This window comes from Exiguobacterium sp. N4-1P, from assembly GCF_002214325.1.
In genome coordinates this window covers 951,031-965,129 of sequence record NZ_CP022236.1, presented here as the reverse complement: position 1 = coordinate 965,129, position 14,099 = coordinate 951,031, and the positions used below count along the sequence as shown (strand labels likewise).

The following is a 14,099-nucleotide window of genomic DNA, read 5'->3' as shown; positions in this document are numbered from 1 at the left end:
ATGTCTTAATTTCTTTTAAACTACTTAATCCCTCTAAAAAACAAGCGTTTGGTCTTTTGCGGGTATAGAAAGAGAGAAGGGACGTGAAAATGATGATTGAAGTCAAGAACTACTCTCAACGCTTCGGAAAAACCGACGTGTTGACAGATGTCAATTTTTTAATTGGTCAAAGTGAAATCGTCGGGCTGATTGGACCAAGCGGTTCCGGTAAAACAACATTAATCAAGTCGCTGATTGGCCTCCAAACCCCGTCAAGCGGAACCGTCACTGTACTCGGGTCACAGCAGCCGTCGTTACGTCAGGCAGAAAAAATCGGCTATATGGCGCAAGCCGATGCTTTGTATGAGGATTTGACGGCACGTGGCAATTTACGCTATTTCGGCAAGCTGTACGGCTTAAAAAAAGACCGCCTCCGCGCCCGGATCGAATCCGTCCTCCAGTTCGTCGACTTAAAGCAGGATGCCGACCGCCCGACCCATCAATTTTCCGGTGGGATGAAGCGCCGCCTCAGTCTTGCGATCGCCTTGATTCATGAACCGACTTTGCTTCTGCTTGATGAACCGACCGTCGGAATTGATCCCGCCCTCAAGAAAACGTTCTGGCACGAGTTCGACCAACTGCGGAAGTCTGGCGTCACAATCCTCGTCACGACACACGTCATGGATGAAGCCGAGCGGTGCGATCGTTTATTATTGATTCAACATGGGCGATTGATCGACGCCGGTACGCCCGCGGAATTAATTCAACGATTCGGCTCAATCGATGAAGCTTTCATCCGAAAGGAGCAAGTCTGATGCAGACACTGACCGTAGCAGAACGTGTCATCTCGCAAATTTTTCGCGACAAACGGACCATTGCGATGATGTTCCTCGCCCCCCTATTCGTTCTCTTTTTATTATCATCAATCCTCGGTTCGAGTTCGGATGAAGTCACGATCGGCACCGTCGACCTACCCGAAACGTTTGACGAGGTTCTCGCATCGAAAACGGCGACGACGACCTATCCGAGTTATGCGGACGGAAAACAGGCGATGGAAGATCAACACATCGAGGCATTGATCACGTACCGGGATGATGCCCCGGAGATTTTGATTGAAGGCGGCGACGTCTCTAAAAATGCCCACGCCATCCAGGTCATCCGCGAAACGTTAACGGCAATCGAGATGAAGCAGGCGACGACAGCGAATGCACAGTTACGCGAAACCGTTAATCAACTGCAACAACGGCTCGAACAATTGACGAATCAAAAATTGACCGTTCCCCCTATCGCCTCACAATCAATGATGGAACCAGATATCCGCTTTTTATATGGAGATAAAGATGCAGAACTGTTTGATCAAATTGCACCTGCCTTGATGGGATTTTTCATCTTTTTATTTGTCTTCATCATCGCCGGGGTCAGCTTTCTCCGTGAGCGGTCCAGCGGGACACTCGAACGGACACTCGCTACTCCGCTCAAACGGTCGAGCATCGTCTTCGGATACTTCGTTGGCTTTTTCTTGTTCGTCACGATTCAAACTGTCCTTATTCAACTATTCATCGTTAATATCTTGAACGTGACACAACAAGGCAACTATTTTCTGTTACTCTTCGTCAATTTATTGACGGCAAGCGTCGCCCTGTCACTCGGACTCCTGCTGTCGAGTTTCGCACGGACGGAATTCCAATTGATTCAGTTCATCCCGCTCGCAATCGTCCCGCAAATCTTTTTCAGCGGTCTATTTGATTTGACGGATGCCCCGACCTGGGTCGAAGTCATCAATCGGCTGATGCCGTTGACCTATGCCGCCGATGCCCTGCAAAACATCATGATTCGCGGGTACGGTTTCCGTGAAATTTGGCTCGACCTTGTGGTCCTTGCCGGATTTATGCTTGTCTTCGTCCTCCTGAACATGCGTGCCTTACGGAAACAGCGGCCGGTGTAAGGGCACTTCGTACAAAGGGAATTGACAATCCATTATTTTCCTTATATACTTTAGTCAAAATTGACCGAAATGAGGCCGTCCAATGTAAATTCATCTAAACTCCTAACCACTAACTAAATATGATTGATGTGGAGGTTTTTTAGATGAACCGTTTTACGACTTTACTGGTCAGCCAGTGGATGGCGAATGCGGGGGACGCGCTCTACATCGTCGCCCTCATCGCTACCTTGTATCAACAAACAGGACAGGCGAGCACAGCTGCGCTCTTTCCGATTGCCGTAACGGCAGGCATGACGGTCAGCGGCTTCTTTTTCGCCCGCCTTGCGAAGCAGATGCCCCATGCAACGCTTTTGTTGCTCAGCCAGCTCATGAAGACCCTCTCGCTCGTCTTGATCGTCCTGCTTGATTTACCACTCGTGGCGTTGCTCCTTCTCGTGGTTTGGATTGCCTTTCTCGACGGCTTTGCCCGACCGATTGAAAGTGCCTTTATTCCGCAAATCACGACCAATTTCCAAAAAGCAAACAGCATCGTCCAAGGAACGAATCAAGTCGTCCAACTGATCATGTGGCCGCTCGGCGCGATTTTAGTCAGTACAGGGTCGCCCCAGTCCGTCTTATTCGTCTCATTGCTGCTTTTTCTTGTTGCAAGTATCGGAACGGCGTTATTTCGTTATCAAGTGCGCTCCCTTCAAGGGTCTGTGGAAGAAGCGGACGAGGAACCGACGTTTCGTTCAAGTTTGCAGTATACCCGGACTAACATACCGGCCCGTTTGAATACGTCATTGCTTGGCATCGATGCTTTCGCGAGTACCGCCTGGATTTCTGCGTTATTCCTCGTCTACATCGCTACGCACCTGCATGTATCGGACAGTTGGTGGGGCATCTTGAATGCATTTTATCTTCTCAGCATGATTGTCGGGAGTTACCAGATGCTCCGACGCCGAAAGCAACGTTCACTGCTACAGTTCAGTGTGTTGCTCTCGATTGCCGCGACGCTTCTGTTTGGTCTCGCTCCGCATGTTGTAGTCGCCTTGATTGCTTGCGTCGTCCAGGGCTACGCCAGTCAACTCCGGGCGATAGAATTAAATACACGGCTTCAAGCAGATACCCCAATCGCACGGTTACCTTACGTTTACAGTGTTCAACAGACCGTCTATACGATTAGCTTTTGTCTCGGGAGTCTCCTGTTCGGTCTTCTCGCCGATTGGCTGAGTATCGAAGTCGTCTATCTCATCGCGAGTATAATCGCGTTGTTAATGATTCGTCCGGCCCGGCAATTACGCAAGCAAGTAGCAACCGAACGGACGCAACAGATTTCTTAAGCAACGGTTCGTTATACAGAAGTGGAGCTGAAGGGATGTGTTGGAGATTCCTTGGTTTTTCCCAAACGTTTTTCTGCACACAATGAAACGCCGCTGATTCCGTTTTTCATACGGAATCAGCGGCGTTTTCGATATCTTCCATGACGACGAACATCATGTTTTAAGCAGGCCTTCCCATGTAGCCGTCAAATCGACGATGGCGTCATTCCCATCGTTTGCTTAACCGCGCAACGTATAACCAAAGGACGAACGACACGAGACACAGATACACATACGCTATGTCCAAACTCGCCCGCTTACTGATGAATCCGAACCCGAGACCGACGATGATGATCAGCACGCTCTCTAGCCAGGAAGCAATGGAAACGATTGTTGCCCGCTCTTTTGCTGACGCATAAGTTTGCAAGAGACTGCTCGTCATCGGCTCCGACAGACCGTATAACAGAAACATCACGAACAGGAAGATGAGACTCACCGCTTCCGTGAAGGAAAAGCTGATGACACTTACGAAAAAGACGACTAATATCCCGTTCAACTTTACCTTCAACGAACCCTTCTTCAATGCGGGCAACAGGTTGCCAACGCCTTGCGCTACCATAATTAAAATGAACACGAGACCAAATCCAGTCATGGGAATGCCACGATCACGCATTGACAATTGCCAAAATTCTTCGATGAAATTAATCGTCGTCCCGAATAGGACACTAAATAGAAAAATCCGGATCAACATGGGGCGTGTTCTCAGTTCTCGCCAAACGAGACGAAGTGGACGGGCTGTCGATTCTTCAACCACGAGTCGCGTTTCATGTAACGTCAGGCTAACCAGTGTCGCACTCATTAAACTGATGAGCGAAATCTTGTAATGAAATTCAAACGCAGTGGACTGCGTCAACCAACTGCCGGTGAGGGCAGCAAGTCCAGCTGTCATGAGGCTGACTGCATTCAGTCGACCAACTGTCCGTTCGAATCGCTCGACTCGACCGACTTGTTCAAGCGTCTCAAATAAGAAGGCTTCTTCTGTCCCGCTGATCGCAGCAGCCCCGACCCCTGCGAGTACCATCGCACCTAAAAAAGCAGTCAACGTATACGCGTTTAATAGAATCGCGAAGGATAGACATTCTGCCATCATCCCGAAGACGAGAAACCACTTTCGCCCGAAGCGATCGGTGGCTCGTCCGAACGGCAACTCAAGCGACAATCGAGTCAAAGCGAAGACAATTTCTGCGTAAATCACATCGAGAACACTCATTCCACGCGCTTCCCAAAACAACCGCTCAATCACATAAGCAGGTACGAAAGCTGTTGCAAAACGCATCATATATAATTTACGGACGTTCGCTTGAATCGCCGTTTAACAAGGAGGGCGGATTATACGCATCAGTCAACATCCTCTCTTATTTTTTTAAAAAAACCGTTAGTTTCCATTTCCCGATTTCAAGCAAGTTAATCCCATGTCCGTGATTATATCGTAGATAGACAAACCCCCTACGCCGTATAGACGCAGAGGGTTTCCTTCATTCAAAATCAGTTATTTCCAGTGTTGGTGAGAGTGCTGTCGGATTTTCTTGAATGATGGGCAATTCGACTGTAAAGCTTGAGCCGGCGCCTTCTGTCGAATCGACGTGAATCATGCCTTCATGGGCACGAACGATTTCTTGACAGATTGCAAGTCCAAGTCCTGTTCCACCAATTTTTCGGCTATCGGAATTATCGACCCGGTAAAACTTGCTGAATAACTCTGGCAAGGCGTGACGGGGAATACCGATTCCTTCATCTTGAATCCGAATCCGCAATAAGTCATCGGCAGGTTCGATTCCAATCGTAATCGCGCCGCCATCCGGTGAATACTTGATGGCGTTGTTGATTAAATTACCGAACAGTTGTCGCATTTTTTGTTCATCGGCTTGAATCATTTCGACTGCTGCGTCATCCGTCTCGAGCAAGACAGTATGAGTTTGAGACGAACCGACTTGGAACTCAGCGATTTCACGAATCATCGCTACGACGTCAAGCTCTTTAAAATGATAGTGTTGCTGACTGGATTCCATCCGTTGTACGTCGAGGAAGTCATTGACGAGTCCCGTCAATCGCTCAGTCTCGGCATGAATCGTTTCGAGATAGCGTTGTTGGCGGTTAGGTGTCAACTCTTTTGCTAACATCAGTTCCGTGTAGCCAAAAATCGAAGCGAGTGGTGTCCGCAACTCATGCGACACCGTCGAGACGAATTCCGACTTCATCCGGTCGACTTCTGTTTCGACCGTGACGTCACGCAAGACGAGCATCGTCCCACGGAAACGTCCACCGTAATGAATTCCTTCTGCATAGAGCGTGACGAAACGCTCCTCTTTATTAAGTGATAGCGAAAGACTTTCCGTCGGTACTTGATGACTGCAGACTTGATTCATGTATTCAAGGAATGCCTCGTGTTGATCGACTTGAACCGCCAATTCTTCAATTTTGACATCGAGCGTCATCAAACCCTCGTCATTGAACTGATCGTGCGCTGGATGATGGAACAACGCAAGCAATGGACGATTGGCAAAAATCCGGTCTTCTTCGATATACATGACTGCCTCACGAATCGAGTGTAGCAGTTTCGATGTTTTTTCACGTTCCCGCTCAATTTCATCGAACACACGCATCCGTAGTAAGGACAAGGCGAGCTGACGAGAGAACGACCAAATTTCAGCCGTTTGGTCTTCATTGAATTGATCACGGTAACGGACAAGATAGATGCTTGCAATCATCATGTTCGTCGATGGGTCCATGACGGGTACGACCGTTTCATACATGCTATAAGGGTACGGCAACGGATGATCACTCGTCACTTGTTTCGTTGAACGTACGGCTTTTTTATGCATGCGCGCTCGCTCAAGTAGAGAAAGTGATGACGTCAAAAGTTTCCGTTCTTGATCGACCGTCATGCCGTAAGAGACGATATCCGTATACTCGTCCTCGTCAAGAAAAACAATCGCTCCGAACTCGGCATCTGTAATCGAGATTAATTTTTCGATGATGGCAGGATAAGCTGTTAACGTCTCGCGTGAAGCGAGCGTTTCTGTCAATTCATTCCGGTACCGCAGATGCGTCTCATTGCGTAACGTCACATCAAGCGCTTCTTCGAGTTCTTCTTGTTGTGTTTGAAGCTCCTCTTGTTGGGCAACTAACTCTTCTTGTTGACTTTGTAATTCATCGTTACTTGAGACGAGTTGCGATTTTTGATTTGAAATCGACGCAGCCATTAAATTAAATGTCGTCGTCAACTCGCCAATCTCGTCTTTTGCATTTAAGACCTCAATGGGTGAAGCATCTTCACCTTTTGCTAATCGACTGCTCTCTCGGTTCAATTGACGCAATTGACGTGTAATTTTCGCGACAAATGGTCGAACGAATAACACGATGATGAATAAAAGAACCGCTAAGTTAATTAAGCCGAGAACTTGAGATGAGTTAACTTGTGTCCCTAGTCGATTTTGGGCAGCGAGTTCCTTCTCATTTAATGAATTACGATAATCCGTAAAGACGGTCTCCATGTCAACGATACTCGAACTCATGTCCGCAGCACTTTTCGTATCGATGTTAAATTTCCGATCCTCATCCAGGTTCGGTGTTTGCGTGACTTTACCGAGCGTCGCCATTTGTAAGAACGGTTCTTCGACTTCACCGTCTTTTTTAGCATCAACATAATTAATCAGGCTCGGCATGACGCGCGTCGTGTAGGCGTCATACAGCTCCCGTGCATCATTCGCGTATTGCTCTTCTTCTGCAAATGCCGCATTTTTTTCGAACCACGTCGTTTGTTGATCGATATTTTGTTGTTTCGTTTTAATTTCCTCTAACATTTCATCGTCTCCAAGTAAGACGAATCCCCGCATCTCATATTGAAGACTTTGCCACGATTCATATAAATTCGTCGCATTGGTCCGGTGTTCGTTTAACGTCGCTAGTTCTTGTTTAGCTTCTTGCACCTGCTGTTTCGTATAGAAATATACACCTGCTGATGTCAGCAATAACATTGCTAAAATAATATAGAAAGCGGACATGATTTGGCGTCCGATTGTTCGATTAAGCCATGTTCTCATAAACGATCGATCCTCCCCCTTCTCCTCTAGTTGAATAATACGTATAGGAGATACCTGTCCTTTCTATTGTAAAGGTTTTTTATACTTTTCCATTAAATATGCTCATTTTTTTTTACTTTTCATCTAATTTTAATAAAAATAGTTGTATGTTACAAAAACATGACAAAAAGGTTCGGATTCACTCCTTTTTCGTCAGAAAAAATGCCCCGCCACATACTCGTGACCGGACATTCTTGTTCATGCATGATGCGAATGGTGTGTCGAATGATGATGGATAGGTGCTTCATCTGCCAAGATTTCGCCGTCGAACAGACCAAGCCTTGCATACTGTGCCGTGATGTCTTGTTTCGTCATCTCGGTGATTTGATCTGTCGTGCTGATCAACGTTGAGATTCCTTTCACCAACCGGACCGGTTCTAAATTTGTTTTCTCGACCGGAAACGTCGACAAGGAGCGGAGATAGGCGACGTAGGCTTGTGCCCCTTCTTCCGTCGGTGTAACGAGCTCAGAAGCGTGATGGCGCAAATGATTCGTCAAACTGCTTGTCGAGACGCCTTTCGTGACGGCACTGATCAAGGCAAAAGCCATAAAAGACAAGATTACGATAAAAAAGATGACCATGAAGACCGGCATGTCTGAAAAGAAACTTTCTCCTTCGACGTAAGCCATCGTTCCTCCCGCTTTCAGCAGCGACAGGAACGGACCCGAAATACTACCTGACATGAAGATTTCCCCCTATTTCGTTTGATATCTGTTCATACGCAAACGACGCACAAAAGGTTTCTAGTTCTTTCCATCTCCAAGTAAAACTTCCGCATTAAACCAGTCTTCGACAAACAATGACCCGGCCGGTCCATCAATCTGATAGGAATACAAAACGGAAAAATCGCCTTCTGTCATCATCGGTAAGGTCAGTTCCCGTAAGACCGCTTTGACTTCTTCTGTCATCCTCGTCTCATACTGAACAAATCCGTCTTCCCGCGTTTGCTGTTCTTTCAAATATGGCAACAACAGTGCTTTGCCAAATGATTGGGGGTCATCGATGACTTCAGCCACTACACCGAATAGTTCTTCCGCTTCAAAAATCAAATCATCGGCTTGTCCGATCGTCACTTCATCGGGAAACCAAACCGTCAATTTTACTCCTTCCTTCAAAAACCGTTCGAATATCGGAATGAACGCCCTGTTCTCCATTAAATCGTAATGCATCATGACTCTCCTTTCATAAACTCGAATTTTAATTGATCGCGCTCTAGATACAACATCGCCTTGAATGTCCGGCCATTTTTCTTCATCTCGAGCGGTTTTGTTTTTTGAGTCGTTAAGATTTTTTTGACTTCCGCCTGTGTCACGCGCGCTCCGAGGATTGTTTTCGGTAATGTAAAACCGCAGTTCGTTTTTTGATACCCGCTGCAGCCATAAAACTTCCCACGATCAAGCACTTCCGCCTGACAGAGCGGACATGGTCCGACCGGGCGGTTCGTTGCGGCGGCGTGACGCGTTTTTGATTTAACTTGCGACGGATCGACGTGCAGTTGCTCGACACGCGACTTCGCATCATCGACGAGGTGTTGCGACAGTTTTTTCGCTTGTTCGACGAACTGGGCAGCGGATGCTTCCCCTTTACCGATTTGGTCAAGCCGACTTTCCCACTTTGCCGTCATCTCAGGTGATGCCAAGATGCTCCCGCTGACCGCCTCGATTAAAATCCGACCTTTTGCTGTCGGATGGATCTCTTTTTTCTTCAGCTGGATGTAATCGCGTCGCTTTAATCCGTCGATGATTCCGGCACGCGTCGCCTCCGTACCAAGTCCCTCGATTTCTTTCATGATCGCCTGTAATTCATTTTCAAGGACTTTCCCCGCTGTCTTCATGCCGAGGATTAATGTTCCTTCCGTATAGCGTTTCGGTGGCTCCGTTTGTTTTTCAAGTAACTTTGCCCCTTTAATCGGGACGTGTTGTCCGTGTTCGACTGCCGGCAGTTCGACTTCCTTCGCCTCAATTTGCAAGACTTCTTTAAAACCGCGCGCAATCGTCCGGCTGCCTTTCGTCAGGAAACGATCTTGCTCCCTTGTCGTGATGATGTCTGTTTTTTCAGCGCGCGCGGGGGGTGCAAAAGCTGCTAAAAACCGCCGGACGATTAAATCGTACACTTGTGCATCACGCCCCGATAATTTCGCGACCGCTCCCGCTTCTTCTGTCGGAATGATTGCATAGTGATCACTGACTTTCGCAGAATTGACATACCGTTTATCGTGTGTGGGATCTTTCGTCAAAATTGCCTTCAGTCCACCGTATTCCGGTTGCTTCAACAGTCGATTCAAAATCGTCGGGAACTGACCCGCTTCTTCCTTTGAGACGAACGATGAATCCGTCCGGGGATAACTGATCCAACCGCGAATGTAGAGTTTTTGAGCGATATCAAGTGTTTCTTTTGCGCCAAGTCCGAACCGTCGACTCGCTTCCGTTTGCAACAACGATAAACTGAACCAGAACGGCGGTTTCTCGATTTGTTCCGTCTTCGTGATGGACGCAACGATTCCTTCCCCCTTCGTCCGTGCCTTGATTGCTTCCGCGAGTGCCCGATCGGTCAGCTTCGTCTGTTTTTTTTGATCGATGTATTTTCCTTTATACAGCGAAAAGTCAGCCTCGACTTCAAAATAGGTTTCCGGCTTGAACTGTTCGATTTGTTTCTCACGTTCGACGATCAAGGCAAGTGTCGGTGTCTGGACACGCCCAAGCGAAAAGACATCGGCAATGCCTTTTTTCTTCAGTAACGTCGTATAGGCACGCGATGCATTCATCCCGATCAGCCAATCGGCGCAAGCGCGGCTCATCGCCTCATGAAAAATATTTTCCGTTGCTTTTCCGTCCAGTAGATTCGCAAATCCATGATCGACGGCTTGCGGCGTCAAACTTGAAATCCACAGTCGCTCGATCGGTTTTGCATTGTTAGCCAGGCGAAGAATTAATCGGACGATTGCCTCTCCCTCTCGCTCGGCATCAGATGCTATAATGATGGAAGTCGTCGTCCGCTCGTTCAACAGTTTTTTTATGACTTGAAACGCTTTGCTTTTCCCTTTAGCGAGCCGGTAATCGAACCGTTCCGGAATGATTGGCAGATGGTCATAGTTCCAGCGTTTCCATTTAGCATCATAATGGGCCGGTTCCTGTAATTCACAAAGGTGACCGACGGCGTAAGCCAGTTTCGCCCCACTCGGGAAACGCTCACACGGTTTGATTTCGATGTATCCGTCCCGCTTGACCGATGGATACGGCGCTGCGAGCTTTTCAGCCTGTTTTGGTTTTTCCGCAATGATCAATTGCATTGTTACACCCTCATTTCCTAACTACAGACACGTGGAGGTACTCATGCCGTATTTTACTTTGTTCATGGCGTTATTCTTTATTTCGACATCGGCTATTTTCGTGAAATGGGCAGACACGCCAATCGAGGCCGTCGCTTTTTTCCGAATGTTATTCTCGACGTTTCTTTTACTGCCGCTCATTCAAGTTAAAGAATTGTTCAGCCTCAGTTCCTCAACGATCCGCCACATGATTTTAAGTGGCGTCCTGTTAGCCGGGCACTTTTGGTTATGGTTTCTCTCTCTTGATTATACGACAGTTGCCAGCTCAACGCTCTTCGTAACCGCCAGTCCCATCTTCGTCTTAGTCGGGAACGCCGTCTTCTTTAAGCAACACCCGTCGCGAAAAGCGTTGTTTTTCGTCGGCGTCGCCCTGATTGGCGGCGGACTGGTCGCATACGGTGATATCGCCGTCGGAACACGTGCCTTGATTGGTGACGGGCTGGCCCTACTCGCGACGATTTTAGTCGCCGGATACTGGTTGCTCGGGCAACACGTCCGGACAAGTGTCTCGACGAATACATATTCCTTTGCCGTCTATGCCGTCGCGTCCGTCGTTTTGCTGCTGTTCTCACTGATTCAGTCCGTCGATCTCGTCTCGGCGTTTCAAACGGATTGGTTGATTTATGTATTGCTCGCCATCTTCCCGACGTTGCTCGGGCATAACTTGTTCAACTGGGCGCTGTCCCGTGTCAGTGCGAGCATCGTCAGCATCACGATTCTCGGTGAAGCGGTCTGGGGAATGATTTTCGGGTACTTCTTATTCCAGGAATCGCTGACTTGGATTCAAATCACGGGTGCCGCGCTACTCCTTGTCGGCATCGGTCTGTTCTTACGCCGGAATGAAAAAGACATCCGGGCGCAACTCGTCGCACGTGAAACGGCGACTTCTGTTACTGAATAAGCAAACCGCTGAATGTCCTCCTCTCACCTGCGAGTCGGACGTTCAGCGGTTTTTTTAGTTTGGTTTATCGTCCGGACGAACTTTTGGTAAGCGGAACGTCATCGCGAACGCGACGAGCGCACACAATACACCGCCGATGAAGACGAGCCGTAACCCGTCTGCTAAGGCCAGTTCCGCCGCCGTATGGACGGCATCTCCATACCGGTTCGCCGTCGTCGCTTGGAAAAATGGATCAATTGAATAACCGGATAATATTTTCGAATCGTTAAACGCTTGAATGATTGATAGATTAAAAATCGTCCCGAAGATGGCGACACCAAGCGTTTGTCCCGTCGTACTCAAAAAGGAGTTGACGGCCGTCGCTGAACCACGGAGCGAGCGACCGACTGATGTTTGCAAGACAACGATGAAGACCGGTTGCGATAAACCGAACCCGATTCCAATCAAGGAAACCGCAAGATAGAGGAACACATCACTCGTCTCACGTGAGATGAAGACTAAAATCAGCATCCCGACGACGAGTAACCCCATTCCGGTCATCGTTCGATAACGGGGTGACGCCGTCCCAATCGATCGGCCACCGATGATTGCCGTAATCGTCCAAAATAACGAGAGCGGCATCAACATGAAGCCGGCTTCAGTCGGACTTTTTCCGAGGACGCCCTGTGCGAAAATCGGGATATAGGCTGACATCGAGACAAGCACCCAGGCGGAGAAGAACACTGCCAGATTGATCACGGCAATGACCGGATGTTTGATAACAGCCGGCGGTAAGAGTGGATCACTCGCTTTTTTCTCGGCTTGATAGAAAAAGAATAATAAAACCGCACTGATCAAAAAACTACCGATGACCGTCGGACGTAAAAATTGTTCCGCTTCACTTCCTGATAACAGACCGTATAGTAACGCACTCATCCCGACCGCAAACAAGAGCGCTCCCCGATAATCGATTTTTCGCGACGTCTCCTTCACGGTTTCCTTGTAGAAGACGACAATCATGATGAACGACACAAGCGCAAACGGAACGTTCAACAGGAAAATATACCGCCAGGATAACGATTCGACTAAAAATCCACCGAGGAGTGGTCCAGCAACGCCGGATATCCCCCAAACGGCACTCAAGATTCCCTGAATTTTTCCACGTTCTTCATATGTATATAAATCGCCGATGATCGTCATGGCAATCGGCAGAACCGCTCCTGCTCCGATTCCTTGGACCGCGCGGAAAATGATTAGTGTCTCCATCGACTGCGCAAGCCCACACGCTAACGAAGCGAGTGTAAAAACGCCAATTCCAAATAACAAGACGCGTTTCCGACCGTATAAATCAGCCATCTTCCCGTAAATCGGCGTCGATACTGCCATAAATAAGAGAAATCCTGCAAAAATCCAACTGACGAGCTTCGCCCCATTTAATTCACTTGCCATGACGGGTGTTGCCGTCGCGACAATCGTTCCTTCGATTGCCGCTAAAAAAGTTGCTAACAACAGCGCAATCGTGACATTTTTTCTCATGCTTCCGCACTTCCTTTCTCTTTCTTATCATACCGGTTCTGCCCCTTGTTTCGAAAGTAAATGCTTACTCGGCAGGATTCAAGGGAACAATAGGGAATGGTACAATTAGAAAATGATTCAATTATGTGAATGGAGGATTTTGTTATGTTACGAAAAACTGCTTTAATTACAGGGGCTTCTGGCGGAATCGGACTTGATCTTGCCGTGCTCGCAGCGCGCGACGGGTTTGATTGTGTCTTAATCGCCCGAAACGAAAAAAAATTAACGGAACTTAAAAATGTTCTTGAAAAACGTTATCAAATCAAAGCCTATACGTTCGCAGCCGATCTCTCACAGGCAGACAGCGTCTCACGTGTTCTGACGTACCTCGATGAACAAGAATTGACTGTTGATTTGTTATTCAACAACGCTGGTTTTGCGACATCCGGCCGTTTCGCGGAAATCGATCCATCGGAAGACATCGACTCGATTCATGTGAATGTCGTCGCTTTAACGGAACTGACGAAACGTTTGTTACCAGGTATGGTCGATCGTGGCTTCGGACGTATCTTGAACGTCGCTTCCGTCGCCGCTTTCATGCCGGGTCCATACATGAGCGTCTATTACGCAACAAAAGCCTACGTCCTGTCCTTCTCTGAAGCACTCGCTTCTGAACTTGATGGTTCAGGTGTTACGGTCTCATGCCTCTGCCCGGGACCGACGGATACAAACTTCTTTAATCGGGCGAACATCACATTGCCTTTCCAAAGCATGCCGTCACACCTCGTCGCCTTCGCAGGTTACCGCGGTACGCTTAAAGGGAAACGTGTAATCGTTCCAGGCGCGAGCAATCGGGCAATGGTTTCACTGGCTAAATTCTTACCTCGCCGTCTTTTGACAGAATTAACAGGTCGCATCCAAGATCCTGCTCGTCAAGATCAAGACACAACGGAAGAAGATCTCGCGTACTCCAATTAATCGACGCTTTCTTAAAACAAGTCCCGCTAG

At 48.0% G+C, this 14,099-nt stretch carries 11 protein-coding genes; 5 read left to right on the top strand and 6 right to left on the bottom strand.

Annotated features, from left to right (window positions below):
- The first annotated feature begins 92 nt into the window (after positions 1 to 92).
- The 3 genes from A0126_RS04900 to A0126_RS04890 all read left to right on the top strand — a co-directional run bounded on the left by A0126_RS04900 (position 93) and on the right by A0126_RS04890 (position 3,246).
- Positions 93 to 794 carry an ABC transporter ATP-binding protein gene (locus A0126_RS04900; protein ID WP_088838456.1) on the top strand — a complete coding sequence of 234 codons (702 nt, stop codon included), beginning with the start codon at positions 93 to 95 and terminating at the stop codon, positions 792 to 794.
- Positions 794 to 1,924 carry an ABC transporter permease gene (locus A0126_RS04895; RefSeq protein WP_088836665.1) on the top strand — a complete coding sequence of 377 codons (1,131 nt, stop codon included), beginning with the start codon at positions 794 to 796 and terminating at the stop codon, positions 1,922 to 1,924. Before A0126_RS04900 ends, A0126_RS04895 begins: the two co-directional genes overlap by 1 nt.
- A 143-nt stretch (positions 1,925 to 2,067) precedes the next feature.
- Positions 2,068 to 3,246, top strand: coding sequence for an MFS transporter (locus A0126_RS04890; RefSeq protein WP_088836664.1), 1,179 nt, complete (start codon positions 2,068 to 2,070; stop codon positions 3,244 to 3,246).
- 202 nt (positions 3,247 to 3,448) lie between these two features.
- On the opposite strand, the gene A0126_RS04885 is transcribed toward A0126_RS04890, so the two are convergent.
- From A0126_RS04885 to A0126_RS04865, 5 genes are all read right to left on the bottom strand, one after another.
- On the bottom strand, positions 3,449 to 4,561 hold the full coding sequence (locus A0126_RS04885; protein ID WP_255407432.1) for an MFS transporter: 1,113 nt from the start codon (positions 4,559 to 4,561) through the stop codon (positions 3,449 to 3,451).
- A gap of 199 nt (positions 4,562 to 4,760) precedes the next feature.
- Positions 4,761 to 7,328 carry an ATP-binding protein gene (locus A0126_RS04880; RefSeq protein ID WP_088836662.1) on the bottom strand — a complete coding sequence of 856 codons (2,568 nt, stop codon included), beginning with the start codon at positions 7,326 to 7,328 and terminating at the stop codon, positions 4,761 to 4,763.
- Positions 7,329 to 7,565: 237 nt separating this feature from the next.
- A complete protein-coding gene (locus A0126_RS04875; RefSeq protein WP_088836661.1) occupies positions 7,566 to 8,051 on the bottom strand; it encodes a hypothetical protein in 486 nt (161 codons plus the stop codon).
- A 60-nt stretch (positions 8,052 to 8,111) separates the two neighbouring features.
- Positions 8,112 to 8,537, bottom strand: a complete 426-nt coding sequence (locus A0126_RS04870; protein ID WP_088836660.1) for a hypothetical protein — start codon at positions 8,535 to 8,537, stop codon at positions 8,112 to 8,114.
- Complete coding sequence (locus A0126_RS04865; protein ID WP_088836659.1) at positions 8,537 to 10,657, bottom strand: type IA DNA topoisomerase; 2,121 nt, start codon at positions 10,655 to 10,657, stop codon at positions 8,537 to 8,539. Before A0126_RS04865 ends, A0126_RS04870 begins: the two co-directional genes overlap by 1 nt.
- 43 nt (positions 10,658 to 10,700) lie before the next feature.
- Here A0126_RS04865 and A0126_RS04860 point away from each other — a divergent pair, with 43 nt between their 5' ends.
- Entirely contained in the window at positions 10,701 to 11,597 is an 897-nt protein-coding gene (locus tag A0126_RS04860) for a DMT family transporter (protein WP_088836658.1), read from the top strand.
- Between the two features lie 54 nt (positions 11,598 to 11,651).
- On the opposite strand, the gene A0126_RS04855 is transcribed toward A0126_RS04860, so the two are convergent.
- Positions 11,652 to 13,112: an MDR family MFS transporter gene (locus A0126_RS04855; protein WP_088836657.1), complete on the bottom strand. Its 1,461-nt coding sequence runs from the start codon at positions 13,110 to 13,112 to the stop codon at positions 11,652 to 11,654.
- Between the two features lie 144 nt (positions 13,113 to 13,256).
- Between A0126_RS04855 and A0126_RS04850 the strand changes: the two genes are divergently transcribed.
- On the top strand, positions 13,257 to 14,069 hold the full coding sequence (locus A0126_RS04850) for an SDR family NAD(P)-dependent oxidoreductase (RefSeq protein WP_088836656.1): 813 nt from the start codon (positions 13,257 to 13,259) through the stop codon (positions 14,067 to 14,069).
- The last annotated feature ends 30 nt before the right edge of the window (positions 14,070 to 14,099 follow it).